This window comes from Gymnodinialimonas sp. (assembly GCF_059726805.1).
In genome coordinates, this window is record NZ_AP041059.1 from 2,337,590 (window position 1) to 2,363,841 (window position 26,252).

Genomic DNA, 26,252 nt, shown 5'->3' on the forward strand with positions numbered 1-26,252 from the left:
GGCGCACATGAAGAACCCCTTAACGGGGCGCCCGTTCCTTGAGGGCATTCAACACATGGACCCGGATCGCCGAGGCCAGCCCCGCCGACACGCCACGCGCCGCGTCGATCTCGGCCACCAGGGCATTCATCGATTGGCCGCGTTCCTGCGCGATGGATTGCAATTCGGCCCAGAACGCATCCTCCAGTGACACCGACGTCCTGTGCCCCTGAAGCGTCAGCGAGCGCTTTCTGGGCCGGGCCGAGGCCGGCGGCAAGGTCATCGCCGCACCCCAATCCAGTCAGCTGTGAGGAGGGGGGGCGCTGCAGGCAGCGCGGCCCCGAGGAGGGGCGGGTGCCCCAGGCGTCCCCAGTCAGTCATCGCGCTGATGCCCATCCAACCGCTTGTCCGCCAGAGCCTGCCGCGCGGCTTCGGACAGGCGATCCGCCTTGGTGCGACCGTGCTTTGCCGCATTCTCATCGGCCTGCCGCCTGGCGTCCTTCCGCGCCCGCTCTTTACGCGCGCGGTTCAGGTTGATCGGCTTTTCACTCACTTCGGGCCAATCATCTGCTCGGGCCGCACGACTTTGTCGAAGGTCTCTTCATCTACAAACCCCAGCGCAATCGCTTCCTGCTTCAGGGTCGTGCCGTTCTTGTGGGCGGTCTTGGCCACGGTCGTGGCGTTGTCATAGCCAATCGTCGGCGCCAGCGCTGTCACCAGCATCAGCGACTCGTTCATGATCTTCTCGATCCGCACGACGTCGGCCTTGATCCCCGCGACGCAATTGTCGGTGAAGGCCACGCAGGCGTCGCCCACCAGCTGCATCGATTGCAGCACGTTATAGGCCATCATCGGCTTGTAGACGTTCAGCTCAAAATGCCCCTGGGAGCCCGCAAACCCCACGGCGGCGTCGTTGCCGATGACATGGGCGCAGACCTGGGTCATCGCTTCGCATTGGGTCGGGTTCACCTTGCCGGGCATGATGGAAGAGCCGGGCTCATTCTCGGGCAACATCAACTCGCCGAGGCCGCAGCGCGGGCCGGAGCCCAGAAGGCGGATGTCGTTGGCGATCTTGAAAAGCGCCGCGGCGGTGGTTTTCATCGCGCCAGACATCGCAACCATGGCATCGTGAGCCGCGAGCGCCTCGAACTTGTTGGGGGCGGTGACAAACGGCAGCCCGGTGATGCGCGCCATGTTGGCCGCAACTTCCTCGCCCCACCCGTGGGGCGTGTTGAGGCCGGTGCCCACGGCGGTGCCGCCCTGGGCCAGCTCATAGATATCGGCAAGCGCCGTCTCGACCCGCTCGATGGACTTGGCGACCTGATGGGCGTAGCCGCCGAACTCCTGGGCCAGGGTCAGGGGCGTGGCGTCCATCGTATGGGTCCGCCCGATCTTGATAATCCCCTCGAACTCCGCGACTTTGTCGACCAGGCAGGCGTGCAGCTTGCGCAGGCCCGGCAGGGTCACGTCGCGGGCAGTCATGGCTGTCGCGATGTGCATGGCGGTGGGGAACGTGTCGTTGGAGGACTGCCCCATATTGCAGTGATCGTTGGGGTGGACGGGGGTTTTCGACCCGATCTCACCGCCCAGAATCTCAATCGCGCGGTTGGCGATGACCTCGTTGGAATTCATGTTGGATTGCGTGCCCGAGCCTGTCTGCCACACGACCAGCGGGAAGTTGTCATCGAGCTTGCCGTCGATCACCTCTTGCGCGGCCTCCAGCATCGCCTCGCCGATGCCGTCAAGCTTGCCCGCCTTGATGTTGGCCTCCGCACAGGCCCGTTTGATCACGCCCAATGCGCGCACGATTGCAACGGGCTGTTTCTCCCACCCGATGGGGAAGTTCATGATCGAGCGCTGGGTCTGCGCGCCCCAGTATTTGTCGGAGGGGACCTCCAGGGGGCCAAAGCTGTCGGTTTCGGTGCGGGTGGTCGTCATGGGGGTGTCCCTCAGGTCATGGGGCGCCCCAACTCTGGCCGCCCGTTAGCTTTGGGAGAAACGATATACCCGAGCGGGCGGCATGTTCCACCAGATCTTGTCGCTTTTGCGCCACGTTAGCGCCAACTCCTCCCGGACCACCTTGGCGACGGGCGGTTTGGGGCCGTAGGTGAACTGCACGTAATCGCCGCCCGGGGCGACCAGCTTGGTGAAACCGCCCAGGATGCCCCGCTGAAGCGGCAGGGGCATCGACAGAAGCGGCAGGCCGGACACGACCGCCTGGACATTCGTGAGGGGGAGGTCGCCGCAATCGCCCGCGCTCATTTCATAGACGTTGAGGCCGGGGAACCGCATGCGCAGGCGGTCGCAGAACTCGGGGTTCATTTCGATGGAGTGGCAGGCCTCGGGCGCGATACCGGCATCGAGGATGGCTTGAGTGATGTTGCCGGTGCCCGCGCCCAGTTCGACGACGGGGCCCTTGGCCGGGTCCAGTTCCGCCGCCATTTCGGCGCAGAGGAACCGGGATGAGGGCGCGAGGGCGACAACCTGGTGGGGTTTGCGGAACAGCTGGCCCATGAAGAGCGCGAAGTCACTGGTCGCCATGGGGCAAGGTCCTTGAGGGGCGGGGGGAGAGGGGAGAAGGCAGAGCGCCGCGGGCTAGTGGTTGCGCCGGAAAGTGTCGAGGCTGACAACTTCGGCCTCCTGGCCCGTGTCGTCGCCGTCATCCTCCGGGTCGCCTTCGGGCGTATCGGGCCCCTCGGGCGGCGTCGGGTCATCATCCTCGTCATCGGATTGCTCGAACCGCCAGCCAAACTCGACGGAAGGGTCCACGAAGGTGGCGATGGAATCGAAGGGAATGCGCAACCGCTCGGGCGCGTCGCCGAAGTTGAGCGTGATCGCGAAACCGTCCTTGTCGACGCTCAGATCGTCGTACCAGTTCTGGATCACGATCATCATTTCTTCGGGGTAGCGTTCCCGCAGCCAATCGGCCAGTTCCACGCCGTCGTGGCGGGTGTCGAACGTGATGAAGAAATGATGCTCGCCCGGCAGGCCATCGCGGGCGACACGCTCTAGAACCTCTCGGATCACACCGCAAACGGCCTCATGCATGAGGCGGCCATAGGGAATGGTCGGTGGGGTCTCGGACATATCAGCGGCGCCAGATGGTTAGGGCAGACGGGTTCAGTGTAGAAGATTCGTCAGCGGATGAAAGGCGCGGTTTGTGGCGCGGCGCGCGGGGGTTCCGTCAGGCCTGAGCGCCGGGCAGGTTGGCAAAAACCAGCCATGCGGCAAAGGCCAGCTCGGTGCCGAAAAACGTCCAGCTTTTGCGGAAACTCGCATCATCGCGCAGGATCGACGTCACCCGCCCCAGCGCCGCGCCGCCATAGGCCGCGCCCAGAATGACCCAGGCAACGGGATCATTGATCACCATGACCGCAAGGCCCATGCCCACAAACAGGCACCCGGAGACGCCAGAGACTTCGGTGAAGGCCATGTTCGAGGGCCCCGCCTGCATGTCGAGCGCGGACATGGTCCAGCGGGTGGCGAGCCAGCCGCAGAGCCCCAGGCCGATGGTCGTGAGCGCGAGGGCGAAATTGATGAAGTCGACGGCGGTCATGGGCGTTCCAAGCGTTTGCGGTGTCTGTCCTTCCTTTAACGCGCCACGCCGGGTCCCGGATCACTTTGCGCTGAAAAATCGTGCAACCCCCGCCAGATGGCAGCGTTCCGCCGTTATGACGCGGCGTGATTTGCTTTCCCCTTTGCATTGGGGCAGATAGGTTTTATTGTTAAAAAACAGTTACTTTTTCCAGAATGGAAACAATCGGCACTGGGGGTGCGCAATGGTTTCTTCTACCGACACACAGACCGGATCTGATTCGGACACTATCAATGGCATCGACGTCGGTCTGACGGCGACACTGCCTGCTTTCGCCACGGATACCTTCGAGGTTGGCGCCGACATCACCACCGGTGGCTCCACGCAGGACATCAACGTGGCGCTGGTGATCGATACGTCAGGCTCGACCAGGAACGACTCGGGCTCGGACGTGGACGGCGACGGCAACACAGATACATTTCTGCAGGCCCAGAAGCTGGCGGCCAAGGAAGTGTTCAAATCTCTGGTCGATGCGGGCTACGATCCGGAGGCCGTGACCATCACGCTGATCGAGTACAACAGCGATGGCAACACGCTTGGCAATTTCAACCTCAACGATCAAACCGCTTTCGATGCGGCCGTCGACGGCCTGACAGCGGGCGGCGGCACCAACTTCGAGCAGGGCCTGAACGAGGTCGTGGACGAATGGCGCGCGACCACCACGGATGGCACCAAAGATGATAGTCCGGAAAGCGAAGTGACCGAGAATGATACCAACCTGGTGTTGTTCCTGTCGGACGGACGCTCCAACTCGGGCAACCCCAACAGCGAAGTCAATGAGCTGGAGAACGAGTTCGACGCCGATATCACGGCCATCGGCATCGGCGAAGGCGCGGTGCTGACGCAGCTGAATGCGATCGACAACACTGATGGCGCCACGAAGATCACCGATCTGACCCAGCTTGAAGACCTGATCACCGCGCCGCCGCCGCTGCCCGAATTGCAGCAGGTCGAGATTGTGGTGAACGGCGTGGTTCTGGAAACCATTCCGGCGGGCGATCCGCGGATCATCGAGACGCCCCTGGGCCTGCGCATCGATTGCGCGGAAGTCACGGGCTATCCCTACAACATTGGCGATACGCTGGAAGTTGAAGTGCGCGCCGTTTTCACCCCCAACGGCGATGTCCTGAGCGTGGGCGGCTTTGCGCTGCCGATGTTCATCTGCTTCACCCGCGGCACGCATATCTTGACGCCCTCCGGCGAGAAACGGGTCGAAGACCTGGAAGTGGGCGACCGCATCGTCACCCGCGATCACGGTGTGCAACCGATCCGTTGGATCGGAGCCACGCATCTGCCCGCCAATGCGCTGGCCGCGCGGCCTGATCTGCGCCCGGTGCGCATCAAGGCCGGTGCCCTGGGCCCCGAGACGCCTGTGCGCGACCTCAGCCTGTCGCGTCAGCACCGGGTGCTGGTGCGCGACTGGCGTGCGGATCTGTTGTTCGGCAGCCCCGACGGCGTTCTGACGCCTGCGTTCACGCTGATCAACGACACGGATATCCGTGTTGAGGAGGGGAGCGCGGATGGTGTGCAGTATTATCACATCGCGTTTGACACCCACGAGGTGATCTATTCCGAGGGTCTGGAGACCGAAAGCTTCCACCCGGCGGCTGACACCGTCTCGGTCCTGTCGGAGCCGCAGCGCGAGGAGCTTTATGCGATCTTCCCCGAGTTGGAGGAAGGCATCGCCGCCATGCCCGCCGCCCGTGTGGGCCTGAAGGGCCACGACGGCCACGCGCTGAACACGCGGACGATGCGGGTGACTGCCGCAGAGTAAGCGGGCTCGCGCAGGTTTGAAACGAACGCTCGCCCGACGTTGTCGCGGCGGGCGTTTTCGTGGGGCAGGGGGGCTTGCGTAGTGAGGGCGGGGGCGGGCCAGCCCCTCCTCGGCCCTGCGCATTTGCAATGCGCATGACCTCCTCGCAGCTGTTTTGGGGCTGTCGCCGGAGGTGCCTGAGGTTTTTGGGGAAAAGTGCAGGCTTCTGTTGCCAGGTGCCTGCGAACCCCGCCTAACGCGGCTAGGCGTTAGGGCTTAAAGTCGGCGACTCAGGACAGCTTACGCTGCGAGAGCCATTGCCGGAGCACGGTTGTCGTTTGCAACTGTACGATTTGAACCGATAACGGTGGTATCTCACCGGGACAAAGCTAACCCCTTTAGACGTTCGTCGATCCTATTTCGACCCCATGATCCAAACCTCCAAACGAGAGGCGTATATGGTGGAGTCGCCGGGTACCGCCCCCGGGTCCGATCCGCTTATTACGAGCGCGTTTATGTCCATAGTCCCCGAGGGAACACCTTACACATACGGGCGCGGGGGCGCAGTTTCAAGGCGTGTTGGGGCGCGGGGCCCCGGGATCCGCGCCCCGGTCAGCCCGAGGCGCGGGGCATATGCTGTGCGACCAAGAGGGCGCGCACGGTGCCGACTTTCGTGGCCTCGGCCATCAGCGCGATCACTTCGCGCAGGCGGTGGTCGATGCCCGAGGGCTCTGCCGCGGCGTCGGCCATGCGCCAGCGGAACAACCGCCAGAGGGCCGCTTTGAGGGCCTCGGCGAGGATGTCGTTGGACAGCTCTCCGGCGACGATCCCCAACATGGTGGAGCGGATGGTGTAGTTGGTGTCGAGATCAAGGGCCGTGGTGGCGTTGATCTGGCTTTCGAGCGCAATGATGAAGGAATTGGCCTGGATCGACAGCGGGCGGTCGCCCTCAATCTCTGCGGCAACGTCCAGAAGCGCGCCGGCCAGGTTGATGTCCATATCCCGCTGGTCGGGGTTGAGCGGGGAGACGACCGTGCCGACGCCCGAGCGCACCTCGACCAAGCGCTCGTAGGCGAGGCGTTGTAGCGCCTGACGCACGGGGGTGCGCGAGACGTTGAACTCTGCCGCAAGGGCCTGTTCGTGCAAAACCGGGCTTGCGGTTGGGGGTTCCAGGCAGATGCGGCGACGCAGGGCGTCGGCGATCGTGTCGGCGTTGTGTTTGGGCATGGCGCGGGCTCTTGGGCGTTATCGTTGCAACGGCGATGAGTTCTGTATATCTGTATACATCTTTCATGGGAAGCTTTCGAATGTCTCACCTCCCTCCCTCAGACGCGTCTTTGACACCCGCGGACGAGACGCTGCGCGGGTCGATGCGCGCGCGTATTGCGCATCCGTTGGGGGGCGCGGTGATCATGACCGGTTTTCCCGGGCTGGAGACGGGGTTTGACGGCACCGCGACGTTCCTGCCCGAGGCGTGTCGGGACACGCTGGACGGCATCCGGGCCCAGGGCGGCGACAGTCTTGTGGTTCTGGTGGAGCGCGACGAATTGGACCCCATCGGGTTTGACCTGCTGGAGCGCACTGCCGCCGAGGTCGGGCTGGCGCTGCAGTATTTTCCGATTGTGGATTACTCCGTCCCGTCGGACGCGGGGGTTCAGGCCTGGACCGCGCAGCGTGCCGCGCGGGCGGCCAAACTGCGCGCGGGCGGAACCCTGGCGTTCAGTTGCCAATACGGGGCAGGGCGGAGCGGCTTGATGGCCGCCTGGTGCCTGATGGAAGCGGGGATTTCTGCAGCCCAGGCAATCGCCCTGGTCCGCAGCCATTTCGCTGAAGCGGTGGAGAGTGAGGCGCAGGAAGAATGGTTGTCTGCGCTCCAAATCTCCGAGGCCCAGTGACCCGCCCAAATTGCCCTAACTTGACCCGCGTCAATTTTTGATTGCGCCGTGTTGTTCAGCATGTATACATGTGTATGAGAGGAAGCGAGACGGTTGAAGCGTGCTCGGAGTAATCCGGAGATCATCTCGTGACCTTCACCTTACGGCCGCAGCCCACTACCCGTGTCATGGCTGCGGCTGTAAGGACCCCCATTCATCGTTAACTGTTGTGCACCGTGTCAGACTGCGGCGCTCATTTCTGTCGGCTCGCGTCGCACGAAAAACGCGCGCCCGGGTGAAGGGCGCGCGTTGAGGTCGTGCAGGAATTTCAGAGGCTTAGAAGCCGGCCTTAATGCGCTCGAAGGCTTCTGCCTGACGCTCGCGTTGTTCATTGGAGATCGGCAATTGCGCCAGAACCGGCACGGTGACCTCGCCCAGACCCGCGGCTTCCATTGCTTCCGCGCCCAGGGCCTGCAAGGCGGCGTCATTGGCCGAGCCGAAGCCGTTGCCCAGAAGCGGCCCGGCGGAGGCCTCGGACAGGACCGCGTTGACGTAATCATAGGCCTGGCCCTCGTCGCCGGGCGCCTCGACCATGTTCACATAGCCGCAGAGCCACACGCTGGTGCCTTCCGTCGTGTTGCGCGCGAAGCCCACGTTGAAGCCTTCCTCGGCCATGGCCACGGGCACCTCGTTCCAAACCCAGGCGGCGAGCACTTCGCCCGAACCGATCAGCTGGCTGATCTCGGCGGGGTCGGTCCAATAGGTGCGCAGGTTTTGGTGTATGCCGCGCAGCCAATCGGTCGCGGCCTCGAACTCTGCGTCCGTGGCGTCCGCCCAATCGGTCACGCCGGTCGCGAGGTAGGCCAGGGCGTAGGCGTCATCGACGTTGTCGGGGATCGACAGGCGGCCCGCGTAGGCGGGGTTGTTGAAGATCTCCAGCGAGGTGACGTCATCGGCGCTCAGCTCATCGGCGTTATAGGCCACGGCGGTGGAGCCGTAGTCCGTGGGCAGGAAGAACAGCTCTTCACTGCCTGCCAGCACGTCCTGGCCCACGAGATCTGCGTTGAGCGTGTCAAACGCGGCGATCTGGGCCGGGTCCCAGGCCTCGATGATGCCCGAGGCCTGCCAACGCGGCACGGAGCCCGCGCAGATATGCGTCACGTCGGACTGGAAGCCCGCGAGCAGGCGTTGGAATGCCTCATCCTCATCGCCGAAAAACACGAACTCGGGCGCGCCGTGGGCGTCGATGAAGGGCTGGTGGAATGAGGGGTCCTCGAACCCGGAATAGTCGAACACCGTGAGGCTTTGGGCCGCGGCGGGAAGGGCGAGGGCGAGGGCAGCGGCTGTGCCGAGCAGGAGGGTTTTGGTCATGTTTTATTGGTCCCTGTTGAGTGATCGCTTGTCGAACTGGCAGGAACATTAGGGCGCGCGGGCCGGGGCGTCCAGCGGATATGAAAGGGGTGCGGGAGGGGGGGTGCTCAAGGTTGAGCACAGTGCTTAAAGGTTTGAAATCAAATAAGTTTCCAAATTTTGTTAACCTTTTGGTAAGGATTGTACGGGCATTGGACCGCACCTGACATGAGATCGCGTCCTGGCGCACTCGCGCAGCGCGCAGGAATGACGGTTGCGTGCTGTCGCTCGCAGGGGAGAGTCTTTTGCAAAACGATACATGTCAAAGGACGTCCGATAAAGCGGCTCTGGACGGGCATCTTTGGCCAGACAGAAGACATGGGGGCGACGGCCGCCAGCACTTCCATGAGAGGCCGGGCCGCCCGATGATTAATCTTGTTTGTCCCGCCAATTGATCCATACTTGAAAAAACGCCCAGATTTCAGCCTTCCCCGAGCGGAGTTCATCGTGCCTCAGATATTGCAAATCGCAGCCATTGCCGCTGCTACGCTAGGGACGGGGGCTGCTACCCTCACGGTGATGAATGAGGATATACCGGATCTTGCGGTGCCCGAAGGCGATTGGGCCATGACAGGCGCGCTTGATGGGATGACCTTCGAGATCTACGGCGAGGATCCGGCCAGTGGCGCGATCATGGAAGACGAGATCATCTTCCGCGATGGCACGTTCCAATCCGTGGATTGCGAGAACTACTGCAGCTTTGGCTGGACGGAGTATCAGACCGTGACCGTCGAGAGTGTGACCCATTTCACGGTCACAACGCTCTGCCCGGACGCCCCCCATACCGTCGTTTGGTATGGGACGGTCACCGGTGATGCGGTGGAGATCGACGTCAGCTGGACCACCCGGCGCTGGTACTGGACCAATCAGATCCGCGTGCAGGCGGCGGGGACATTGACCCCGTCCGAGGCGGTGTCCGGCTGAGGGCCGGCGTATGACGTCAAAGGGCCTGACACTGCCGGGCCTGATCCTGAGGGTCTGCATCCTGATCGGCCTTATCGTGCTGGCCACCTGGGGTGTCCACCTGATCCGCGACGCGTTGGATCTTCAAATTCGCCCCGACAATGAGCAGCAGGTCCACCGGGCGGTCATGCTCGGCGCTGCGGCGTATATCGGACTGCTTGCGATGCCCTTTGTGCCGGGGGCGGAGATCGGCATCGCGCTGCTGGCCGGGTTTGGGGCGGCAATCGCGCCGCTGATCTACGTTTGTACGGTGGCGGCGATGATGCTGGCCTTCACGATCGGTCGCTTTCTACCCATCACGGCGCTTGAGCGGTTTTTGCGGGTCTTGAGGCTGCGGCGCGCGGCGGACCTGGTGGCCCGTGCCGCCCCCCTGTCCCAGGACGAGCGCGTCGCGATGCTACTTGAGGGGCAGTCCAAACGCATTATTCCGCTGGCCCTGCGCTATCGCTATGTCGCGATGGCCTTGGCCGTGAACATGCCGGGCAATTCCATCATCGGCGGCGGGGGCGGTATCATGATGATCGCGGGGCTGAGTGGGATTTTCACGCCGCTCTCGACATTTGTGACAATTGTCATTGCCGTGTCGCCGGTGCCCTTGGCCGTGATTTTCCTGGGCCTTGAGTTCTAGGCCTCTGCTTCGATGCAGTTTGCCGTCCCTTATGTCGGGTTCCAGCGATGGGCGTCGGCACCCCTGCCGGTCACAGACCGTCTATCACCCTTGATCCGCCACCTTCGCCCGCGCTGCGAAGACGGATTGGGCGAGGGTTTTGGTGTAGGCCTCCAGCTCGGTCAGGGCGGTTTCTACTGCCGCGCTGTCGCGCGCCTCGGCGCCGTCGGCGATGCGGGTGTGGAGGCGGACGATCTCTTCGCGGGAACGGGCGGTGAAGGTGATCATGTTCATCAGCGGCTGCATCGCCTCAACCGCACCGGCCAGTTGGTAGGACATCACCGGGTTGCCCGCGCCATCGACCAGCGCGCGGTGGAAGGCGACATCCGAGGCGCAGAACGCCTCGTCCGACAGGCCCGGATGGCTCTGGCGCAGGGCCTCCACGCGCATGGTGGCGAGGTGGTCGGCGGTCCGACGCTCGGCCGAGAGGGCCGCGCAGGCGCGTTCCAGGGCGAAGCGCGCTTCGCAGGCGGTGTCGAAAGCCACATCGTTCATGCCGAGAAGCAGGGTCGATGTGGTGATGTGCTGGCCGTAGGCATCCTCATAGGACAGGCGGTTCACGAAGGCCCCGCCAAAGGCCCCGCGTTGGGTGCGGATCAGCGATTGCGCGGCCAGCCGTTTCAGCGCCTCGCGCACGGTGGAGCGGGAAACGTCGAAGGTCTCGGCCAGCTCTGCCTCGGACGGCAAGCGCGCATCGACGATCAGGGCACCGGAGATGATCGCATCGCGGATCGCGGCGGCGATCTGCGCAGAAAGGTCCGCTTTGGAGTTGGGATCGATTTTCATTTGCCCGCCCTTTTTATTTGTCAGACATTTAAATGTCTGACATCACTCTGGGCAAGAGGAATCGCGCCGTAGGGGAGAGTTACCGCGTGAGCTACACGATCAAATCCGGCCTGTGGCTGCTGTTCTTTGCCGCCATCCTGGTGTCCTGGGTCATGCTTTATCAAATGAGCATCGGCATGGGGCTGGACCTGATCGGGCGCCCGAACGAGATGGCGCAGCGCATGGCCATGATGGACCCGCGCATGGATATGGCGATGCCGATGGCCGAGTTCGGGCCGTTGTTTGCGATGTGGGCGATCATGATGGCGGCGATGATGCTGCCGACCCTGGTGCCGACCCTTGCCAATTACGACCGCCTGATCACCTCTGCCGATGGGACGCGGGCGGGCTGGCTGGGGGTGCTGCTGGGGTATTTCATCGTCTGGGTGGGCTTTGCGGCGGTGATCACCGGCGTGCAGCTGGCGCTGCTGTTTGGCGGCGTGATCGACATGCTTGGCATCCCGCATAATTCGGTCTTCGCGGCCCTCCTGCTGATCGCCGTGGGCGCGTTCCAGTTCACCCGCATCAAAGAGGTCTGCCACGGCGTCTGCCACGCGCCGATGGCGTATTTCCTGGGCCACTGGAAGACCGGCTTTACCGGGGGTACCCGGATGGGCCTGGGCCTAGGCGCGTACTGCGCGGGCTGCTGCTGGGGCTTCATGGCGCTGGGGTTCGTGGGCGGCATGATGAGCCTTCTGTGGATGGGCCTCGCCACGCTTTTCATGGTGCTCGAAAAACTACCGCAGATCGGGCACTATGTGACCAAACCCCTTGGGGTTGCACTGATTTTGGGCGGGCTGGGGGTGTTCCTCTACCCCTACATCGCCCCATAGGGAGAGACTGACATGAGCCTGAAAAGACGCCCCGACGCTGACCGCCTTGCCGTCAGCCAGCGCATCGATCAGCGGATGGAGAACCCCAAGCGGCGCAAGATGACGCCGCGCGATTGGGCGATCAAGGGCGAGTTGATCCTCAACTGTTCCTGCACCGTGTTCTGCCCCTGCGTCGTCTCGCTTGGCAAGCATGAGCCGACGGACGGTGACTGCAAGGCCTGGATGGGCATTGCCATTGATGAGGGGCATTTCGAGGGCGAGGATCTGAGCGGTCTGAACGTGGGCCTTATGGTCTATATCCCCGGCAAGATGGCCGAGGGCGGCTGGCAGGTCGCGGCCTATGTCGATGACCGCGCCAGCGGCAAGGCCTACCAGGGCCTGCTGGAGATCTTCTCGGGCGCGGCGGGCGGCACCACGGGGCTCTTCACGCTGCTGGTCAGCGACATCGTCAATGCCGAGCGCGAGAAGGTAGAGATCATCCGCGAGGGCAAGCGCCGCTCGCTTATCGTGGGGCGCAAGATCCAGGGCGAGATCGAGATGATCGACGGCGGTGACCCGGATCATCCGGTGATGATCACTAACTCCAAATACTGGATGGGGCCCGATATCATTGCCGCCAAGGGTCTGAAATCCAAGGTCCGCGACTTCGGCAAGATGTGGGATTTCAGCGGCAAATCCGCCGAGATTTGCCCGATTGACTGGTCCGGCAGCGCGGGCGGCAAGAAGTGATCGGCCCCGCCTATGTCCAGACCATGGCGCGCTACAACGCCTGGCAGAACCAATGGATGTACCAGGCCGTCGATGGCTTGACGGACGCCGAGCGGACGGCGGACCGCGGGTTGTTCTGGGGCAGCATCCAAAGCACGCTGAGCCATGCGTTCTGGGGCGATCTGATCTGGATCGCGCGCTTTGACGGGGGCGAGGGGCCGGATGCGGGCCTCAAAGGATCCATGTCGCGCTATGATTGGCCCACGTTGATGGCCGAGCGCCCGAAGCTGGACGCGCGCATCGCGGGGTGGGCCTGGATGTGCGAGGACAGCGATTTCGCGGGCGATCTGACGTGGTATTCCGAGGGCGTCGGGCGCGAGCTGTCCAAGCCCCGCACGACCTGCGCTGTGCAGCTCTTCAATCACCAGACCCACCATCGCGGACAAGTCCATGCCGCGCTGACCGCGCTAGGGGTCAAGACCACGGACACGGACCTGCCGTTCATGCCGGATGAGGTGCCGGAATGGCTGTAACGCAGGCGGGCCTAGAGCGAGTCCAACAGACCGCCATACTGGCCGGACGACACGTAGTTGACGTCCTCGAACCCCCAGGTGGTGTCGTCGGGGCCGTCAAGGGTCAGAACCACCGCGATGTAGCGCCCGCCGCCTGCCGACAGCGGGGCAAAGCCCGCGTCCGTCTCGTAGGCGAAGGGGATCACGGCCTGAAACGTGCCATCGGGCTCCACCGTGTAGCGCGCGGGCAGGATCATGCCGTCCCAGGCCACGCCCGCCTGGGCGCGGTTGCCTTCGAAAACATCGCCGAACTGGCTCGGGTCTTCGGCGTAGCTTTGCACGAAGCGTTGGTTGGTCTCGTTCATATGGGGCAGCATCAGGGTGACGTCTTGGGCGCGGTGCGCGTGCAGGATCGCAGAGGCGACAGCCTCGGCGCTGTGGTCTTGCGCCTGGGCCATCGGCGTGGCCGCGAGAACGGCCAAAGCGGCCAAAGTCATACGTTTCATGAATGCTCCTCTGAATTGCTTTGCACGAGCCTAACCCCATCCGCTGTCCCCCGCCAAGGTAAGGAGACCCTCACATGGCCCTGATTTCTCCGTCCCGCCGCCTGCGTCGGACCCCGTTCTCAGACGGTGTCGAAGCCGCCGGATGCAAAGCCTATACGGTCTACAACCGTATGCTTTTGCCCACTCTTTTCCGCACGGTGGAAGAGGATTACCACCATTTGAAGGCCGCGGTGCAACTGTGGGACGTCTCGGTCGAGCGGCAGGTGGAGGTGCGCGGACCCGATGCGGGGCGCCTGGTGCAGATGCTGACGCCGCGTGATCTGCGCGGGATGCTGCCGGGGCAGTGCTATTACATGCCCGTCGTCGATGAGACGGGGGGCATGCTGAACGATCCGGTGGTGTTGAAACTGGCCGAGGACCGCTGGTGGATCTCCATCGCTGACAGCGATTTGTTGTTGTGGGTCAAAGGGGTAGCGCAGGGCTATCGCCTCGACGTGTTGGTGGATGAGCCCGATGTCTCGCCCCTTGGTGTGCAAGGTCCCAAGGCGGACGAGTTGATGGCGCGGGTCTTTGGCGATGCCATCCGCGACATTCGCTTCTTCCGGTTCGGCTGGTTTGACTTTCAAGGCCACGACATGATCATCGCCCGCTCGGGCTATTCCAAGCAGGGCGGGTTCGAGATTTACGTCGATGGATGGGACGTCGGCATGCCGCTGTGGAACGCGCTGATGGAGGCGGGCAAGGACCTGGATGTTCACGCCGGCTGCCCCAACTCGATCGAGCGGATCGAGGGCGGATTATTGAGCTATGGCAATGACATGACCGATGACAACACGCCCCACGAATGCGGGCTTGGCAAGTTCTGCAACACCGCCACGGCGGTGGGGTGCATCGGGCGCGACGCGCTTTTGCGGGTGGCCAAGGAAGGCCCGGTGCAGCAGTTGCGCCCGATTGCGATTGACGCGCCCGCGTTGCCGTCCTGTGACCGGGCCTGGCCGCTGATGGCGGGCAAGAAGCGGGTGGGGCAAGTGACCTCGGCCGCCTATAGTCCGGATTTCAAGGAAGGTGCGGCGATTGGCATGGTGCGCATGACCCATTGGGATGCGGGCACGCAACTGCATGTACAATCCCCCGACGGGCTGTTGCCCGCCGAGGTGCGAGAGAATTTCTGGATTTAACGCCAAGCAGTTACGCGGCGATGCTAAGGTAAAGGATGAAGAGATGACGTTTAACGCACTGATCGTGGAAAAGAACGACGAGGGCAAGACCAGCGCCTCGGTCCAGGCCATTACCGAGGATCGTTTGCCTGCGGGTGATGTGACGGTGGCGGTCGAGTATTCGACCCTCAACTACAAGGACGGCCTCTGCGTTGGCCCCGGTGGCGGGCTGGTGCGCAACTACCCCCACGTGCCGGGGATCGACTTCAGCGGCACCGTGGAAGCCTCTGACGATCCACGATATTCCCCCGGCGACAAGGTTGTTCTGACGGGCTGGCGCGTGGGCGAGGCCCACTGGGGCGGCTATGCGCAGAAGGCGCGGGTGAAGGCCGATTGGCTGGTGCCGCTGCCCGAGGGGTTGAGCACGCGGCAGGCCATGGCGGTGGGCACCGCCGGGTTTACTGCGATGCTGGCGATCATGGCACTTGAAGATCACGGGCTAAAGCCCGGAAATGGCGAGGTTTTGGTCACCGGGGCCGCCGGTGGTGTCGGGTCTGTCGCCACCGCGATCCTGGCGAATTTCGGCCATGAAGTCGCGGCAGTCACAGGCCGTCCGGAGCAGGCGGATTACCTGAAATCCCTGGGTGCTACCCGGATCGTGGCGCGGGAAGAGTTGAACGAGACGACGAAAAGACCTTTGGAAGCAGAGACTTGGGCCGGATGCGTCGATGCGGTGGGCGGCGATATGCTGGCCCGCGTGTTGGGGCAGATGAAATACGGTGCCTCCGTCGCTGCCGTGGGTCTGGCCGGGGGCGCGGGTCTTCCGGCAACGGTCATTCCGTTTTTGTTGAGGGGTGTCAATCTGTTGGGCATCGACTCGGTCATGCAGCCCTATGATAACCGGGTCCGGGCGTGGAACTTCATCGCCAAGGATCTGCCGATGGAGAAGCTGGAGGCCATGGTGGTGCCCGCCACCCTGAACGACCTGCCTGACCTCGGTCGCGCGATCCTCAAAGGCGGTGTTCGGGGGCGTGTCGTTGTCGATGTGAACGCCTGACGCGCCGCCCCGAAGGTAAATCAATGGTATATCAATCTGCCCCCTAGGGAGATGTCATAGAGGGAGAGCGGTGCTCTCCTTCAACTCCTCCATCACGAAGCTGGCGGAGACGTCGCCCATCTCGACCCGCTCGATCAGGCGCTGGTAGAGGCGGTCGTAATCGGCCATGTCCGACACGCGGGCGCGGATCAGGTAATCCAGATCGCCGGTCATCCGGTAGACGCCGAGGACCTCGGGCATGGAGCGGACGGCGCGGCGAAACTGCTCCAGCCAATCGGCGGAGTGATGCGCGGCGCGGACCTGGATGAAGACCATGAGGCCAAGGCCCACGGCTGCGGGGTCGACAACCGCGACGCGCCCCGCGATCACGCCGCTTTCCTCCATCGCCTTGATGCGCCGCCAAACCGCGTTGCGCGACAGGCCAACGCGGTGGCCAAGCTCGGCCAATGGCTCATCACAGCGTTTTTGCAAACGGGCGAGGATTCGGGCGTCTACTGGGTCGAGAGTATTCATTTCGTTAATTTAGCGGGAACGCTTCCACAATGAAACAGCATTTCGCGCCCAAATTGGGAGCAATGCACGCCCCTGATCTGGCACTGTGGTGGAATATAGCGCAACAGGAGCCCCTGACATGATCCCCAAGGTGATGAACCGCATTTTTTTTGACCACCCTGCCACCGTGGACGAGAGTTTCCTGGAACATATGGCCTTCGCCGGAAAGTTCAGCGGCAAGCTTTTCCTGGCGGCGGGCGCGGCCGCGGTCCACGCGGTGATCCCCTGTCTGTTCGAGAAGACCGCCAGCAAGATCATCGCCGAGCTTTACGCCAAGACCCACAACCGGGGCGCGTGAATGTGCCGGTGGGCCGCCTACCTCGGGCGGGCGATTTTCCTGGAGGAACTGCTGACCGCGCCCGGGCATTCCCTGATTGACCAAAGCCGCGCGGCCACCGAATGCAAGACGGCGATCAACGCCGATGGCTTCGGCGTGGCGTGGTACGGCGCGCGGCCCGAGCCGGGCCTTTACCGCGATGTTTTTCCGGCGTGGTCGGACCCGAACCTCGCCTCCCTTGCGCGCACGGTGCAAAGCCACGCCTTCCTGGCCCATGTCCGCGCCTCGACCGGCGCTGCCACCAGCCGCAACAATTGCCACCCGTTCACCCATGGGCGGTGGAGCTTCATGCACAACGGCCAGATCGGCGGCTTCGATCGGTTCCGCAGGAGCGCTGATATGGGTGTGTCCGACGCGCTTTACGGGCACCGTAAGGGCGCCACGGACAGCGAGTTGTTGTTCCTTTATGCCTTGGAAAGCGGCCTGGACGCGGACCCGTTGGGCGCGGTGATCGACGCCCATCACAGGTTGGAGCAGATATCGCGTCGCAACGGCATACCGCCGCATCTGCGCAGCTCTGCCGCGTGGAGCGACGGGCAGCGCCTGTTCGCGCTGCGCCTTTCCTCGGACCACATCGCGCCCTCGGTCTTTTATCGTTGGAGCGCCAGCCGAAGCGGGTGGGCGGTGGTCTCTGAACCGCTGGAGGTGGGGCAGGGCGGATGGTCTGAGCTGCCGCCGGGACATGTGGCGGTGTTTGAGGGCGACGGCGTGGCGGTGCGCGCCGTGGTCGACCAAGCCGCCTTACGTCCGCCGATGATCCGGCCCCCATGATCCAGGTCAATCGCAAGGGCGGTGCGATGGTGTAGGATTGGCCCGACATGACATGGGAGAGCGATGACATGAAGGGTGTGAGATGGGGTGTGGTCACGATGGCGGTGCTTGCGGCGGCTTGCACGCCGGATCTGGAGGATCGGACGAGTGCCGCCAATGGCGCGGCGTTGTTTGCGCAGAACTGCGCGGCGTGCCACGGCGCGCAAGGGCAGGGCTATGACGGTCCGGCCCGGGATTGGACACCGCCGCCAGACCTGACGCTTCTGTCGCAACGCAACGGCGGCGTCTTCCCCGAGATCGAGGCCTTGGCCACGATCTTCGGCAGCGCCGATCACACCAACCCGGAAGGCCGCGCGATGCCCGAGTTCGGGGCGGGTGATCTGGGGCCGACGGTGGTTGTGGAGGTGGAAGAGGGCATCGGCACGCCGATCCCGGCGGATCTTGTGGCGCTGTCAGAGTATTTGCGCAGCATCCAGCGGTAAGGCCATGGCTCGGGCCAGCGTCAGGGCGCGGGCCAGATCACCTCACCATCCGCGTCGCGCACCTCGCCCCCCGGGGGCGCGGGTAATAGGTTAACGACGTTAACGCTCGGACGGCAGAGGGCCACGCCCTTGGGCGTGCAGACGATGGGCCGGTTCACCAGAATGGGATGCGCAACCATCGCGTCGAGCAACGCATCGTCGCTTACGTCGGGGTCCGTCAGGCCAAGCTCCTCCGCCGGAGATTTGGCGATGCGCAGCGCCTCCCGCGGGGTGATGTCGGCGGCGGCAAAGAGGCCTTGGAGCTGGGACCGGGTCCAACCGGTCTGAAGGTACTCGATCACGACGGGCTTAACCCCTGTGGCTCGGATGATGGTGAGGGTGTTGCGAGACGTGCCGCAATCGGGATTGTGGTGAACGACGATCATGGGGGCCTCCGGTGTTTTGCGGGCATATACTGCAACGTCCACGTAACAGGTGAGTGGCAAAAAACCGCCGCTGGGTCAGTCTTGCGATTTCTATTGGCTTCCAAGCCTCCGGCGGCAGGCGGGTCCAGCAGAGACCTTTATGCGGCGCTCCGATACCGTGACGCCCAAATGGAACTTAGAATTCTTTCAAAAATATGATACGAATTAGAATTACATTTTATTTCTTGGAGGCAATTCGATGACCGGTGTTCAAGTATTAATTGAAGTAACAGCAGAGCGCGAAAACTCATTGGAGATGTTTGGCGCGGCCACCAGTTCCAGCGCTGAGGCGGAGCGACAGGCATCAGATTTTCTATCGGATGTCGGCGGATCTGGGATTGAGTTCGAAGAGGGTTTTGCACCCGTCCCGATGTATGAGCCCGAGGATGGCTCGGCCGAGCTGCAGACGTTTTCCGAGGCGTTTTCGCCCAGTCTGGGCGTGAGCCCGCCGCGATCAAACTCCTTCGTTCTGCCAGCCGAGGTGACGCGATCCCGGTTGGATGAGCTGTACGAGACCGATGGGGTTACGGTTTGGCCGAACTCTCAGATCACCCTGTTTGGGTCCGGGCGCCAGGCGATATCCGATGCCAGTTCGAAAGGGGGCGTTGATTGCCGTCCGTTTCGCTCGGCCGTCGATCTGGATGTGCTGCGTGACCTCTTGGGCGTGGATACCCTGTGGGACCGGGGCTACCGGGGCCAGAACATCATCGTTGGCATCCTGGATGAAGGTGTTGATGGGAGCGTTTACCCGGTGGTGGGCGGTTTCGCCCGACCGAATGCGGCACTTCAACCGGGTGCGGCCGCCATCTCAAGCCATGGGTCGATGTGCGCCGCCGATGTCATGGTCGCCGCGCCCTTCGCGCGGCTTTATGATTACCCCTTCCTTGGTATTCCCAGGTCAGGTGGCGCCCTGCAGATGTTTCAGGCGGTCCTGAACCAGCGCAATATCGACGGAACACCGCATTTGACGAACAATTCCTACGGCTTCGTCGGTGTGCCTGACCAAGCAAGCTTCCCCAATCATGAAGTTCACAACTTGAACCATCCCGTGCACCGCAAGGTTCGCGAAGTCGTGGCGGCGGGTGTTCCCTGTTTCTTTGCGGCCGGGAATTGTGGGCAGAATTGCCCGAGCGGCGCCTGCCATCCCTCCGGTATCGGGCCCGGCCAATCCATTCACGGCTCCAATAGCCTTGAGGAAGTCATTACCGTTGCCGCCGTTAATGCGCGGCATGAACGTATTGGCTATTCCAGTCAGGGCCCCGGAATGTTTGAGGCGCAGAAACCAGATATCGCGAGCTATTCCCACTTCTACGGGAACTCCGGGCCTGGGCGGCCAGCTGGGGGGACGGCAGATAGTTTCGACAACGGGACCTCTGCGGCGACACCGGTTGCGGCGGGCGTCGCGGCGGCATTGATGTCGGCCGATCCGTCGCTGACGCCCCAGCGCCTGAAGGAGTTGATGGTGGCTTCCGCTGCAGATGTGGGCCCCATCGTGGGTTGGGACCGTGACCACGGCCACGGGATCGTCAATGCAGCGGCGGCCTACATGGCTATGCAGGCGACCGCGCCGTTGATATCCTGAGGCCATGCAGTCATGGCTCGTTACGGTTGATCAAAGCATTTCCGACGCGGATGCCTTTGCCAGGCTTTCCGAGGCCGGAGCGGCGCCGGACGGCGACACTGATGTGATCGCTCTCGACGATCGGGAGCGTATCATCACGGTTCACGCCACTTCAGATGTCGCGGAGGCCCTGTCCCAGTTTTCCTGGGTCTGCGGTGTCTTCCCTAATTCTGAAATGACGCCTTATGGACCCCGGTGAGGGGAAGCATTCGGTGATCTGGTCGCGGCCATCCTTGGTCCTGGTTGGACGGGGAGGGTGGTGGCGTCTTTGGACGTTTCAGAAGTAGCGTTCGAAAACGCCTTTGCGCAAGATGCGTCTGCTTACTTCGAAAGTGCCGCCTGCAGGTTCTCGTCAATCTTCTCCAGGAAGCCCATCGTCGTCAGCCAGCTTTGGTCGGGACCGACCAGAAGAGCGAGGTCTTTGGTCATGTGACCGGCCTCCACGGTTTCCACGATCACCCGCTCCAGCGTTTCGGCGAACTCCAGCAGGCGCGCGTTGTCGTCCAGCTTGGCGCGGTGCTTCAGGCCGCCGGTCCAGGCGTAGATGGAGGCGATGGAGTTGGTCGACGTGGCCTTGCCCTCCTGGTGGTTGCGGTAGTGGCGGGTCACGGTGCCGTGGGCGGCCTCGGACTCGACGATTTTGCCGTCGGGGGTCATTAGGACGCTTGCCATCATGCCGAGGGAGCCGAAGCCCTGGGCCACGACGTCGGATTGCACGTCGCCGTCGTAGTTCTTGCAGGCCCAGACGAAGCCGCCGTTCCATTTGATCGCGCAGGCGACCATGTCGTCGATCAGGCGGTGTTCGTACCAGATCTTCTTCTCTTCAAAGGCGTCTTTGAATTCGGTGTCGAAGACTTCCTGGAAGATCTCCAGGAAGCGGCCATCGTATTGTTTCAGAATGGTATTCTTGGTCGACAGATAGACGGGCCAGCCGAGGTTGAGGCCGTAATTCAGGGACGCGCGGGCGAAGTCGTAGATCGATTTGTCGATGTTATACATCGACATGAAAACGCCCGCAGAGTCGGCCTTGTAGACCTCATGCTCGATCTCGGTGCCGTCTTCGCCGGTGAATTTCATCGTCAGCGTACCGGCGCCCGGAAACTTCATGTCGGTGGCTTTGTACTGGTCGCCAAAGGCGTGGCGGCCCACGACGATGGGTTTGGTCCAGCCGGGCACAAGACGCGGCACGTTCTTGCAGATGATCGGCTGGCGGAAGATCACGCCGCCCAGGATGTTGCGGATGGTGCCGTTGGGCGAGCGCCACATCTCTTTCAGGCCGAATTCTTCCACGCGCGCCTCATCGGGCGTGATGGTGGCGCATTTGACCGCAACACCGACTTCCTTGGCCTTGTTGGCGGCGTCGATGGTGATCTGGTCGTTGGTGTCGTCGCGCGCCTCGATGCCCAGGTCGTAGTAGAGCAGGTCGATGTCGAGGTAGGGCAGGATCAGCTTTTCCTTGATGAAGGCCCAGATGATCCGGGTCATCTCGTCGCCGTCCATCTCGACGATGGGGTTGTCTACTTTGATTTTGGTCATTCGTCTGTTCCTGTTACCTCGCGCGGGATCAAGGCGAAGCCGCCGCGCATCGCCGGGCCGCCCCCCCCGGCACAACGATTTGGTTGGTCTTTGCGCATCGTTTGATCTGCGCCATAATTTGGCAACCATAAATCGAATTAGTACGTCCGTGGATCGCCGCACCGCAGCCCGACGATCCACGGCTTGAGTGTTCAACCGATGATCGCGTTCAGCGTTGCGCTTGGCCGCATGACGGCCTCCAGCTTGGCGGGGTCGTTCATGTAGTAGCCGCCGGTATCGGCCTCGGCGCCTTCGCCCGCGTCGAGTTCGGCGATGATGTCGGCCTCGCTGTCGGTGAGGGCCTGGGCGAGGGGGGCGAACTCGGCGGCGAGGTCTGCGTCCTCCGATTGTGCGGCGAGGGCCTCGGCCCAGTAGCGGGCGAACCAGTAGTGGCTGTCGCGGTTGTCGGGCTGGCCCACCTTGCGGCCGGGGGAGCGGTTGTCGTCGAGGATGCCTTGGGTGGCGGCGTCAACGGCGTTGCCCAACACGCGGGCCTTGGGGTTGTTCTTGGCGTCGGCCAGGAAGGTGAAGCTTTCGCCCAAGGCGCAGAATTCGCCCAGGCTGTCCCAGCGCAGGTGGCCCTCGGAATGCAGCTGCTGGACGTGTTTCGGGGCCGAGCCGCCCGCGCCAGTCTCGAACAGGCCGCCGCCCTGCATCAGCTTCACGATGGAGAGCATCTTGGCCGAGGTGGCCAGCTCCAGGATCGGGAAGAGGTCGGTCAGGTAATCGCGCAGCACGTTGCCGGTGATGGCAATGGTGTTCTCGCCCTTGGTGATCGTCTCCAGGCTGGCGCGGGTCGCTTCACGGGGTGCCATGATCTCGAATTTGTCAGCAACACCAGCGGCTTGCAGGAGGGGCTTAACGTATTGGATCAACTGCGCGTCATGGGCGCGGTTGGCATCGAGCCAGAAGATCGACCGGTATCCGGTGGCCTTCTGGCGGGCAATGGCGAGGTTCACCCAATCCTCGATCGGCGCCTTGCGCGCAGAGGCCGAGCGCCAGATGTCACCGGGCTGGACGTCGTGCTGGTGCAAGACCGTGCCGTCGCTGGCGATCATCTTGACGGTGCCCGCCTCCGCGATCTCAAACGTTGTGGGGTGGGAGCCGTATTCCTCGGCCTTCTGGGCCATCAGGCCGAGGTTCTGGACCGTGCCTGCGGTCGCAGGGTCGAGCGCGCCGTTCTCTTTGAAGAAGGCGATGCTTTCGTCATAGACGGGCGCGTAGCTGTTGTCGGGGATGACGCAGACGGCATCATGTTCCTTGCCATCGGGACCCCAGCCTTTGCCGCCCGCGCGGATCAGGGCGGGCATAGAGGCGTCGATGATGACATCGGAGGAGACGTGCAGGTTGGTGATGCCCTTATCGCTATCGACCATATACATGGGCGGCCGCGCGGCCATGCAATCGTTAATAGCGTTAACGATCTCGGCGTTGTCCGCCACGCGGGCCAGCAGATCGCCCAGGCCCTGGTTTGGGTTGACGCCAAGGGCCGCCATCGCTTCGCCATGGGCCTCGAACACCGGGGCCAGGAAGGCACGGACGGCGTGGCCGAAGATGATCGGGTCCGAGACCTTCATCATCGTGGCCTTCATGTGCAGCGAGAACAGCACGCCCTCGGCCTTGGTCTGTTCGATCTGCTCGGCCAGGAAGGCATCGAGCGCGGCGGCGGACATGTAGGTCGCGTCCAGCACGGTGCCGGCAGGGTAGGAGAGGCCGTCTTTCAGGACGGTCTCACCACTGGCGGTTTCCAGCACGATCTTGGCGGAGGTCTCATCAGCCAGCGTCACTGAGGTCTCATTCGAGAAGAAGTCACCGCCGGACATCGACGCGACGCGGGTCTTGCTGGCGGCATCCCAGGCGCCCATGCGGTGGGGGTTGTTCTGGGCGTAGTTCTTCACGGCGGTGGCCGCGCGGCGATCCGAGTTGCCTTCGCGCAGGACCGGGTTCACGGCGGAGCCCTTGATGGTGTCGTACTTGGCGCGGATGGCCTTTTCGGCGTCTGTCGCGGGGGCCTCGGGATAGTCGGGGATATTGAAGCCCTTGGACTGCAGCTCAGTTATGGCGGCGACAAGCTGCGGGACGGAGGCCGAGATGTTGGGCAACTTGATGACGTTGGCTTCAGGCGTTTTGACCAGTTCGCCGAGGGCGGAAAGGTCGTCAGAGACGCGCTGGTCGTCCGTGAGGTGTTCGGGGAAGGTGGCCAGGATGCGGCCCGCAAGGGAGATGTCCTTGGTGCCCACCGTGATGCCTGCGGCGCGCGCAAAGCGCTGGATGATCGGCAGGAGAGAGGCCGACGCCAACTCGGGCGCTTCGTCGACTTTGGTGTAGATGATGTCTGGATTGGTCATGGCAAGGCCCTCGCAGCGTGTGTCTGTTGAGGGTCCGTGTAGCGGATTTCACCCGTTTGTCAAAGAGCGTATACCATTGCATACCGGGATGTAGTGTCGCGGGAGGGAATTGGTCGGTACCAAACACGGGCCAAGTCACCGATGAAACTCACTTCGCCAAAATCAAGGCCAATGCAACGGCTAGGAAAATGAAGAACCAGCGGATCTCCCGAATGAGACCACGCACTTCGCTGATGAGAGATCGGCAGGCATCGACCAGTTTTGTAATTGCTGGAATTGCTGACGTTGGGACATCCGCGTCCATTTGGTTTTCTATGCGCAACCGTATCATCTCGGGCGGGAGCGGGGGCGTCCCTTCCAAAATGATCTTATCCACGGTTTTCACGAATTGATTGTGCTCAGGCATACGTCGCAGATGCGGCGGATAATGATATCGTTGAACGGACACGGCAGCGCCTCCCTTTACGCAAGCAAACAGGCCTAGCGTATGGCGTCCGACGGAACTTCCTGAATCATGTTTCTTACTAACGCCCGTCAGGCGCTTCTCGTAAGCAATGCTTACAGAACGACCCCATGAATTCTGCGCTGCAGCACGCGTAGGGTGCTGGCTTGCTAATCTGCAAATTCAAACTTGGATTCAATAACTTAGTTTGGAATCTAGGAGGTCTCCGCCTCAGCCGCCGCGATCTTCGCTTCCAGCACCTTACGGGCGCGCGCCTCGGCCTGGATCACGCGTACGGCGGTGCGGTAGAGCTCTTCTGTTGTGGGCGAGGACGCTCCGACGACCTGGGCGATGGCCTCGGGCAGGGTCTCGTCATCCAATGCGATCGCCGCTGCGCAGGCGTCGATGGCAAGTCTTTCGGCTAGGTCTGTCGCAAGGCTCATAGGGTCTACCGGGTGTTCTCGGTCAGGCGGCGGCGGACGTAGCTTTGGACGCTGTCGATCATCGGATCCATGTAGGGATCTTCAAAGAAATGGCCCGCGCCTTCGGCCTCTTCATGGGTGATCGTGATGCCCTTTTGCTCGTGCAGTTTATCTACAAGAATGCGGGTGTCCTGGGGTTTGGCGACACGGTCCGAGGTGCCGTTGATGATCAGGCCAGACGCCGGGCAAGGGGCGAGGAACGAGAAATCGTACATGTTGGCGGGCGGCGAGACGGAGATGAAGCCGGTGATCTCGGGCCGGCGCATCAGAAGCTGCATGCCGATCCAGGCGCCAAAAGAGAAACCCGCGACCCAGCAATGCTTGGAATTGGGGTTCATCGATTGCAGATAGTCCAGCGCCGAGGCGGCATCGGACAATTCACCAATCCCCTGGTCGTATTCGCCTTGGGAGCGGCCCACGCCGCGGAAATTGAAGCGCAGGACGGTGAAGCCCATCTGGTGGAAGGCGTAGTGCAGGTTATAGACGACGCGGTTGTTCATCGTGCCGCCGAATTGCGGATGCGGGTGCAGGATGATGGCGATGGGGGCGTCTTTGGCCTTTTGCGGGTGGTAGCGGCCTTCAAGGCGTCCTTCGGGACCGGGGAAAATAACCTCGGGCATCCATGTCTCCAATCGCGTTCGCGTGCTCTGCGGATGGGTGCGGTTTCTTGACGGAGACCACGCACCACCCTAGAACGATTCCAAAGTATGCGCAGGCAGCACCCTGCGCAAAGGTTGCATCGCAGTTACGCGCGGGGCGCGAAAAGGTCAATCATTCAGGCGCTGACCGTCCGGTTTTGGGGCAGTTGGCGGCGCGGCGGCAGGAGCAGGCAGATGAAACTGAGCACCAAGGGCCGTTATGCAATGGTGGCGATGGCCGATCTGGCGTTGCAGAAGGACGACACGCTGACGCCGCTGTCGGAATTGTCGCAGCGCCAGAACGTCAGCCTGCCGTATCTGGAACAGTTGTTCGTGAAGCTGCGCCGGGCGGGGCTTGTCGTGTCTGTCCGGGGACCCGGCGGGGGCTACCGACTGGCAAGGGCGGCAAGCGAGATCCGGGTGGTGGAGATTTTCGAGGCCGTCGATGAAACGGTGAGTGCGATGCACCTGGGCGCGGGGGCCACGGGCGGTGGATCCGGGAGCCGGGCGCAGAGCCTGACGAACAGGCTGTGGGAGGGGTTCTCGGCCCATGTCTATGTGTTCCTGCATCAGACGCGGCTGTCGGATGTGGTGAAGAACGAGCTGTCGCCGTGCCCTGCGGTGCCCAACCTGTTCGAGTTGGTGGATGAGTAGGGCCAAGGCCAAGCAAAGGGGTTGCGCCGCGCGGGCGCGCGTCGCCG

32 protein-coding genes and 1 other RNA gene are annotated in these 26,252 nt (G+C 62.9%); 15 read left to right on the forward strand and 18 right to left on the reverse strand.

Annotated features, from left to right (window positions below; genetic code table 11):
* Positions 1-19 precede the first annotated feature (19 nt).
* The 6 genes from AC6I9R_RS11445 to AC6I9R_RS11470 form a co-directional block, all read right to left on the reverse strand.
* Entirely contained in the window at positions 20-262 is a 243-nt protein-coding gene (locus AC6I9R_RS11445) for a ribbon-helix-helix domain-containing protein (RefSeq protein ID WP_461425694.1), read from the reverse strand.
* Positions 263-352: 90 nt separating this feature from the next.
* On the reverse strand, positions 353-532 hold the full coding sequence (locus AC6I9R_RS11450; protein ID WP_461425695.1) for a DUF4169 family protein: 180 nt from the start codon (positions 530-532) through the stop codon (positions 353-355).
* On the reverse strand, positions 529-1,917 hold the full coding sequence (gene fumC, locus AC6I9R_RS11455) for a class II fumarate hydratase (RefSeq protein ID WP_461425696.1): 1,389 nt from the start codon (positions 1,915-1,917) through the stop codon (positions 529-531). Before fumC ends, AC6I9R_RS11450 begins: the two co-directional genes overlap by 4 nt.
* A 45-nt stretch (positions 1,918-1,962) precedes the next feature.
* The gene (locus tag AC6I9R_RS11460) at positions 1,963-2,520 is read right to left on the reverse strand and encodes a class I SAM-dependent methyltransferase (RefSeq protein ID WP_461425697.1); all 558 of its coding nucleotides are present in this window, start codon (positions 2,518-2,520) and stop codon (positions 1,963-1,965) included.
* Positions 2,521-2,574: 54 nt separating this feature from the next.
* Positions 2,575-3,066 (reverse strand): SspB family protein, encoded by a 492-nt coding sequence (locus AC6I9R_RS11465; protein ID WP_461425698.1) that lies wholly within the window; start codon positions 3,064-3,066, stop codon positions 2,575-2,577.
* A 97-nt stretch (positions 3,067-3,163) separates the two neighbouring features.
* Complete coding sequence (locus AC6I9R_RS11470; protein ID WP_461425699.1) at positions 3,164-3,535, reverse strand: DUF4345 family protein; 372 nt, start codon at positions 3,533-3,535, stop codon at positions 3,164-3,166.
* Positions 3,536-3,758: 223 nt separating this feature from the next.
* On the opposite strand from AC6I9R_RS11470, the gene AC6I9R_RS11475 reads away from it, so the two are divergent.
* Positions 3,759-5,348, forward strand: a complete 1,590-nt coding sequence (locus AC6I9R_RS11475; protein WP_461425700.1) for a Hint domain-containing protein — start codon at positions 3,759-3,761, stop codon at positions 5,346-5,348.
* A 194-nt stretch (positions 5,349-5,542) separates the two neighbouring features.
* Here AC6I9R_RS11475 and ssrA read toward each other — a convergent pair.
* Positions 5,543-5,904: a transfer-messenger RNA gene (gene ssrA / locus AC6I9R_RS11480) on the reverse strand.
* Positions 5,905-5,939: 35 nt separating this feature from the next.
* Positions 5,940-6,554, reverse strand: coding sequence for a GntR family transcriptional regulator (locus AC6I9R_RS11485; RefSeq protein ID WP_461425701.1), 615 nt, complete (start codon positions 6,552-6,554; stop codon positions 5,940-5,942).
* 80 nt (positions 6,555-6,634) lie between these two features.
* On the opposite strand from AC6I9R_RS11485, the gene AC6I9R_RS11490 reads away from it, so the two are divergent.
* Positions 6,635-7,222 carry a protein-tyrosine phosphatase family protein gene (locus AC6I9R_RS11490; protein WP_461425702.1) on the forward strand — a complete coding sequence of 196 codons (588 nt, stop codon included), beginning with the start codon at positions 6,635-6,637 and terminating at the stop codon, positions 7,220-7,222.
* A gap of 315 nt (positions 7,223-7,537) precedes the next feature.
* On the opposite strand, the gene AC6I9R_RS11495 is transcribed toward AC6I9R_RS11490, so the two are convergent.
* Positions 7,538-8,572, reverse strand: a complete 1,035-nt coding sequence (locus AC6I9R_RS11495; RefSeq protein ID WP_461425703.1) for an extracellular solute-binding protein — start codon at positions 8,570-8,572, stop codon at positions 7,538-7,540.
* A 441-nt stretch (positions 8,573-9,013) separates the two neighbouring features.
* Here AC6I9R_RS11495 and AC6I9R_RS11500 point away from each other — a divergent pair, with 441 nt between their 5' ends.
* Together AC6I9R_RS11500 and AC6I9R_RS11505 are read left to right on the forward strand one after the other, a co-directional pair.
* A complete protein-coding gene (locus tag AC6I9R_RS11500; RefSeq protein WP_461425704.1) occupies positions 9,014-9,535 on the forward strand; it encodes a hypothetical protein in 522 nt (173 codons plus the stop codon).
* A 10-nt stretch (positions 9,536-9,545) separates the two neighbouring features.
* The gene (locus AC6I9R_RS11505; RefSeq protein ID WP_461425705.1) at positions 9,546-10,202 is read left to right on the forward strand and encodes a hypothetical protein; all 657 of its coding nucleotides are present in this window, start codon (positions 9,546-9,548) and stop codon (positions 10,200-10,202) included.
* An 84-nt stretch (positions 10,203-10,286) separates the two neighbouring features.
* Here the strand turns inward: AC6I9R_RS11505 and AC6I9R_RS11510 are convergent, their stop codons facing one another.
* On the reverse strand, positions 10,287-11,027 hold the full coding sequence (locus AC6I9R_RS11510; protein ID WP_461425706.1) for a FadR/GntR family transcriptional regulator: 741 nt from the start codon (positions 11,025-11,027) through the stop codon (positions 10,287-10,289).
* An 86-nt stretch (positions 11,028-11,113) separates the two neighbouring features.
* On the opposite strand from AC6I9R_RS11510, the gene AC6I9R_RS11515 reads away from it, so the two are divergent.
* From AC6I9R_RS11515 to AC6I9R_RS11525, 3 genes are read left to right on the forward strand one after another with little or no spacing between them, the layout of a single operon-like run.
* Positions 11,114-11,899, forward strand: a complete 786-nt coding sequence (locus tag AC6I9R_RS11515; RefSeq protein ID WP_461425707.1) for a DUF2182 domain-containing protein — start codon at positions 11,114-11,116, stop codon at positions 11,897-11,899.
* Between the two features lie 12 nt (positions 11,900-11,911).
* Complete coding sequence (locus tag AC6I9R_RS11520) at positions 11,912-12,628, forward strand: DUF1326 domain-containing protein (RefSeq protein ID WP_461425708.1); 717 nt, start codon at positions 11,912-11,914, stop codon at positions 12,626-12,628.
* Positions 12,625-13,140 (forward strand): DinB family protein, encoded by a 516-nt coding sequence (locus AC6I9R_RS11525; RefSeq protein WP_461425709.1) that lies wholly within the window; start codon positions 12,625-12,627, stop codon positions 13,138-13,140. Before AC6I9R_RS11520 ends, AC6I9R_RS11525 begins: the two co-directional genes overlap by 4 nt.
* 11 nt (positions 13,141-13,151) lie before the next feature.
* Here the strand turns inward: AC6I9R_RS11525 and AC6I9R_RS11530 are convergent, their stop codons facing one another.
* The gene (locus tag AC6I9R_RS11530; RefSeq protein ID WP_461425710.1) at positions 13,152-13,625 is read right to left on the reverse strand and encodes a hypothetical protein; all 474 of its coding nucleotides are present in this window, start codon (positions 13,623-13,625) and stop codon (positions 13,152-13,154) included.
* Between the two features lie 74 nt (positions 13,626-13,699).
* On the opposite strand from AC6I9R_RS11530, the gene AC6I9R_RS11535 reads away from it, so the two are divergent.
* Positions 13,700-14,803, forward strand: a complete 1,104-nt coding sequence (locus tag AC6I9R_RS11535; protein WP_461425711.1) for a dimethylsulfoniopropionate demethylase — start codon at positions 13,700-13,702, stop codon at positions 14,801-14,803.
* A 43-nt stretch (positions 14,804-14,846) separates the two neighbouring features.
* Positions 14,847-15,839 carry an acryloyl-CoA reductase gene (gene acuI, locus AC6I9R_RS11540; RefSeq protein ID WP_461425712.1) on the forward strand — a complete coding sequence of 331 codons (993 nt, stop codon included), beginning with the start codon at positions 14,847-14,849 and terminating at the stop codon, positions 15,837-15,839.
* Between the two features lie 54 nt (positions 15,840-15,893).
* Here acuI and AC6I9R_RS11545 read toward each other — a convergent pair whose 3' ends face one another.
* Positions 15,894-16,352, reverse strand: coding sequence for an Lrp/AsnC family transcriptional regulator (locus AC6I9R_RS11545; RefSeq protein ID WP_461425713.1), 459 nt, complete (start codon positions 16,350-16,352; stop codon positions 15,894-15,896).
* 118 nt (positions 16,353-16,470) lie between these two features.
* On the opposite strand from AC6I9R_RS11545, the gene AC6I9R_RS11550 reads away from it, so the two are divergent.
* The 3 genes from AC6I9R_RS11550 to AC6I9R_RS11560 are packed head-to-tail and all read left to right on the forward strand — an operon-like array spanning position 16,471 to position 17,981.
* On the forward strand, positions 16,471-16,689 hold the full coding sequence (locus tag AC6I9R_RS11550; RefSeq protein ID WP_461425714.1) for a DUF6356 family protein: 219 nt from the start codon (positions 16,471-16,473) through the stop codon (positions 16,687-16,689).
* Positions 16,690-17,499 carry a class II glutamine amidotransferase gene (locus tag AC6I9R_RS11555; RefSeq protein ID WP_461425715.1) on the forward strand — a complete coding sequence of 270 codons (810 nt, stop codon included), beginning with the start codon at positions 16,690-16,692 and terminating at the stop codon, positions 17,497-17,499. It abuts the gene before it with no gap.
* 47 nt (positions 17,500-17,546) lie between these two features.
* On the forward strand, positions 17,547-17,981 hold the full coding sequence (locus AC6I9R_RS11560; protein WP_461425716.1) for a c-type cytochrome: 435 nt from the start codon (positions 17,547-17,549) through the stop codon (positions 17,979-17,981).
* A 20-nt stretch (positions 17,982-18,001) separates the two neighbouring features.
* Here AC6I9R_RS11560 and arsC read toward each other — a convergent pair whose 3' ends face one another.
* A complete protein-coding gene (arsC, locus tag AC6I9R_RS11565) occupies positions 18,002-18,406 on the reverse strand; it encodes an arsenate reductase (glutaredoxin) (protein ID WP_461425717.1) in 405 nt (134 codons plus the stop codon).
* Between the two features lie 238 nt (positions 18,407-18,644).
* Here arsC and AC6I9R_RS11570 point away from each other — a divergent pair, with 238 nt between their 5' ends.
* On the forward strand, positions 18,645-20,027 hold the full coding sequence (locus tag AC6I9R_RS11570; protein WP_497862949.1) for a S8 family peptidase: 1,383 nt from the start codon (positions 18,645-18,647) through the stop codon (positions 20,025-20,027).
* A 4-nt stretch (positions 20,028-20,031) separates the two neighbouring features.
* Complete coding sequence (locus tag AC6I9R_RS11575; protein WP_461425719.1) at positions 20,032-20,265, forward strand: hypothetical protein; 234 nt, start codon at positions 20,032-20,034, stop codon at positions 20,263-20,265.
* A gap of 122 nt (positions 20,266-20,387) precedes the next feature.
* Here the strand turns inward: AC6I9R_RS11575 and AC6I9R_RS11580 are convergent, their stop codons facing one another.
* From AC6I9R_RS11580 to AC6I9R_RS11600, 5 genes are all read right to left on the reverse strand, one after another.
* Positions 20,388-21,602 (reverse strand): NADP-dependent isocitrate dehydrogenase, encoded by a 1,215-nt coding sequence (locus AC6I9R_RS11580; RefSeq protein WP_461425720.1) that lies wholly within the window; start codon positions 21,600-21,602, stop codon positions 20,388-20,390.
* A 191-nt stretch (positions 21,603-21,793) separates the two neighbouring features.
* The gene (locus tag AC6I9R_RS11585) at positions 21,794-23,989 is read right to left on the reverse strand and encodes an NADP-dependent isocitrate dehydrogenase (RefSeq protein ID WP_461425721.1); all 2,196 of its coding nucleotides are present in this window, start codon (positions 23,987-23,989) and stop codon (positions 21,794-21,796) included.
* 148 nt (positions 23,990-24,137) lie between these two features.
* The gene (locus tag AC6I9R_RS11590) at positions 24,138-24,437 is read right to left on the reverse strand and encodes a hypothetical protein (protein ID WP_461425722.1); all 300 of its coding nucleotides are present in this window, start codon (positions 24,435-24,437) and stop codon (positions 24,138-24,140) included.
* A gap of 209 nt (positions 24,438-24,646) precedes the next feature.
* Positions 24,647-24,874 (reverse strand): hypothetical protein, encoded by a 228-nt coding sequence (locus AC6I9R_RS11595; RefSeq protein ID WP_461425723.1) that lies wholly within the window; start codon positions 24,872-24,874, stop codon positions 24,647-24,649.
* Between the two features lie 5 nt (positions 24,875-24,879).
* Complete coding sequence (locus AC6I9R_RS11600) at positions 24,880-25,533, reverse strand: alpha/beta hydrolase (protein WP_461425724.1); 654 nt, start codon at positions 25,531-25,533, stop codon at positions 24,880-24,882.
* A gap of 213 nt (positions 25,534-25,746) precedes the next feature.
* Between AC6I9R_RS11600 and iscR the strand changes: the two genes are divergently transcribed.
* Positions 25,747-26,205, forward strand: a complete 459-nt coding sequence (iscR, locus tag AC6I9R_RS11605) for a Fe-S cluster assembly transcriptional regulator IscR (RefSeq protein ID WP_461425725.1) — start codon at positions 25,747-25,749, stop codon at positions 26,203-26,205.
* Positions 26,206-26,252 lie beyond the last annotated feature (47 nt).

What these genes read in the sequence shown, in the direction of transcription:
- AC6I9R_RS11445 (WP_461425694.1), bottom strand. Translation starts at nt 262, where the DNA reads ATGACCTTGCCGCCGGCCTCGGCCCGGCCCAGAAAGCGCTCGCTGACG.
- fumC (WP_461425696.1), bottom strand. Translation starts at nt 1,917, where the DNA reads ATGACGACCACCCGCACCGAAACCGACAGCTTTGGCCCCCTGGAGGTC.
- AC6I9R_RS11460 (WP_461425697.1), bottom strand. Translation starts at nt 2,520, where the DNA reads ATGGCGACCAGTGACTTCGCGCTCTTCATGGGCCAGCTGTTCCGCAAA.
- AC6I9R_RS11465 (WP_461425698.1), bottom strand. Translation starts at nt 3,066, where the DNA reads ATGTCCGAGACCCCACCGACCATTCCCTATGGCCGCCTCATGCATGAG.
- AC6I9R_RS11470 (WP_461425699.1), bottom strand. Translation starts at nt 3,535, where the DNA reads ATGACCGCCGTCGACTTCATCAATTTCGCCCTCGCGCTCACGACCATC.
- AC6I9R_RS11475 (WP_461425700.1), top strand. Translation starts at nt 3,759, where the DNA reads ATGGTTTCTTCTACCGACACACAGACCGGATCTGATTCGGACACTATC.
- AC6I9R_RS11485 (WP_461425701.1), bottom strand. Translation starts at nt 6,554, where the DNA reads ATGCCCAAACACAACGCCGACACGATCGCCGACGCCCTGCGTCGCCGC.
- AC6I9R_RS11490 (WP_461425702.1), top strand. Translation starts at nt 6,635, where the DNA reads ATGTCTCACCTCCCTCCCTCAGACGCGTCTTTGACACCCGCGGACGAG.
- AC6I9R_RS11495 (WP_461425703.1), bottom strand. Translation starts at nt 8,572, where the DNA reads ATGACCAAAACCCTCCTGCTCGGCACAGCCGCTGCCCTCGCCCTCGCC.
- AC6I9R_RS11505 (WP_461425705.1), top strand. Translation starts at nt 9,546, where the DNA reads ATGACGTCAAAGGGCCTGACACTGCCGGGCCTGATCCTGAGGGTCTGC.
- AC6I9R_RS11510 (WP_461425706.1), bottom strand. Translation starts at nt 11,027, where the DNA reads ATGAAAATCGATCCCAACTCCAAAGCGGACCTTTCTGCGCAGATCGCC.
- AC6I9R_RS11520 (WP_461425708.1), top strand. Translation starts at nt 11,912, where the DNA reads ATGAGCCTGAAAAGACGCCCCGACGCTGACCGCCTTGCCGTCAGCCAG.
- AC6I9R_RS11530 (WP_461425710.1), bottom strand. Translation starts at nt 13,625, where the DNA reads ATGAAACGTATGACTTTGGCCGCTTTGGCCGTTCTCGCGGCCACGCCG.
- AC6I9R_RS11535 (WP_461425711.1), top strand. Translation starts at nt 13,700, where the DNA reads ATGGCCCTGATTTCTCCGTCCCGCCGCCTGCGTCGGACCCCGTTCTCA.
- acuI (WP_461425712.1), top strand. Translation starts at nt 14,847, where the DNA reads ATGACGTTTAACGCACTGATCGTGGAAAAGAACGACGAGGGCAAGACC.
- AC6I9R_RS11545 (WP_461425713.1), bottom strand. Translation starts at nt 16,352, where the DNA reads ATGAATACTCTCGACCCAGTAGACGCCCGAATCCTCGCCCGTTTGCAA.
- AC6I9R_RS11550 (WP_461425714.1), top strand. Translation starts at nt 16,471, where the DNA reads ATGATCCCCAAGGTGATGAACCGCATTTTTTTTGACCACCCTGCCACC.
- AC6I9R_RS11555 (WP_461425715.1), top strand. Translation starts at nt 16,690, where the DNA reads ATGTGCCGGTGGGCCGCCTACCTCGGGCGGGCGATTTTCCTGGAGGAA.
- AC6I9R_RS11560 (WP_461425716.1), top strand. Translation starts at nt 17,547, where the DNA reads ATGACATGGGAGAGCGATGACATGAAGGGTGTGAGATGGGGTGTGGTC.
- arsC (WP_461425717.1), bottom strand. Translation starts at nt 18,406, where the DNA reads ATGATCGTCGTTCACCACAATCCCGATTGCGGCACGTCTCGCAACACC.
- AC6I9R_RS11570 (WP_497862949.1), top strand. Translation starts at nt 18,645, where the DNA reads ATGACCGGTGTTCAAGTATTAATTGAAGTAACAGCAGAGCGCGAAAAC.
- AC6I9R_RS11575 (WP_461425719.1), top strand. Translation starts at nt 20,032, where the DNA reads ATGCAGTCATGGCTCGTTACGGTTGATCAAAGCATTTCCGACGCGGAT.
- AC6I9R_RS11580 (WP_461425720.1), bottom strand. Translation starts at nt 21,602, where the DNA reads ATGACCAAAATCAAAGTAGACAACCCCATCGTCGAGATGGACGGCGAC.
- AC6I9R_RS11585 (WP_461425721.1), bottom strand. Translation starts at nt 23,989, where the DNA reads ATGACCAATCCAGACATCATCTACACCAAAGTCGACGAAGCGCCCGAG.
- AC6I9R_RS11595 (WP_461425723.1), bottom strand. Translation starts at nt 24,874, where the DNA reads ATGAGCCTTGCGACAGACCTAGCCGAAAGACTTGCCATCGACGCCTGC.
- AC6I9R_RS11600 (WP_461425724.1), bottom strand. Translation starts at nt 25,533, where the DNA reads ATGCCCGAGGTTATTTTCCCCGGTCCCGAAGGACGCCTTGAAGGCCGC.
- iscR (WP_461425725.1), top strand. Translation starts at nt 25,747, where the DNA reads ATGAAACTGAGCACCAAGGGCCGTTATGCAATGGTGGCGATGGCCGAT.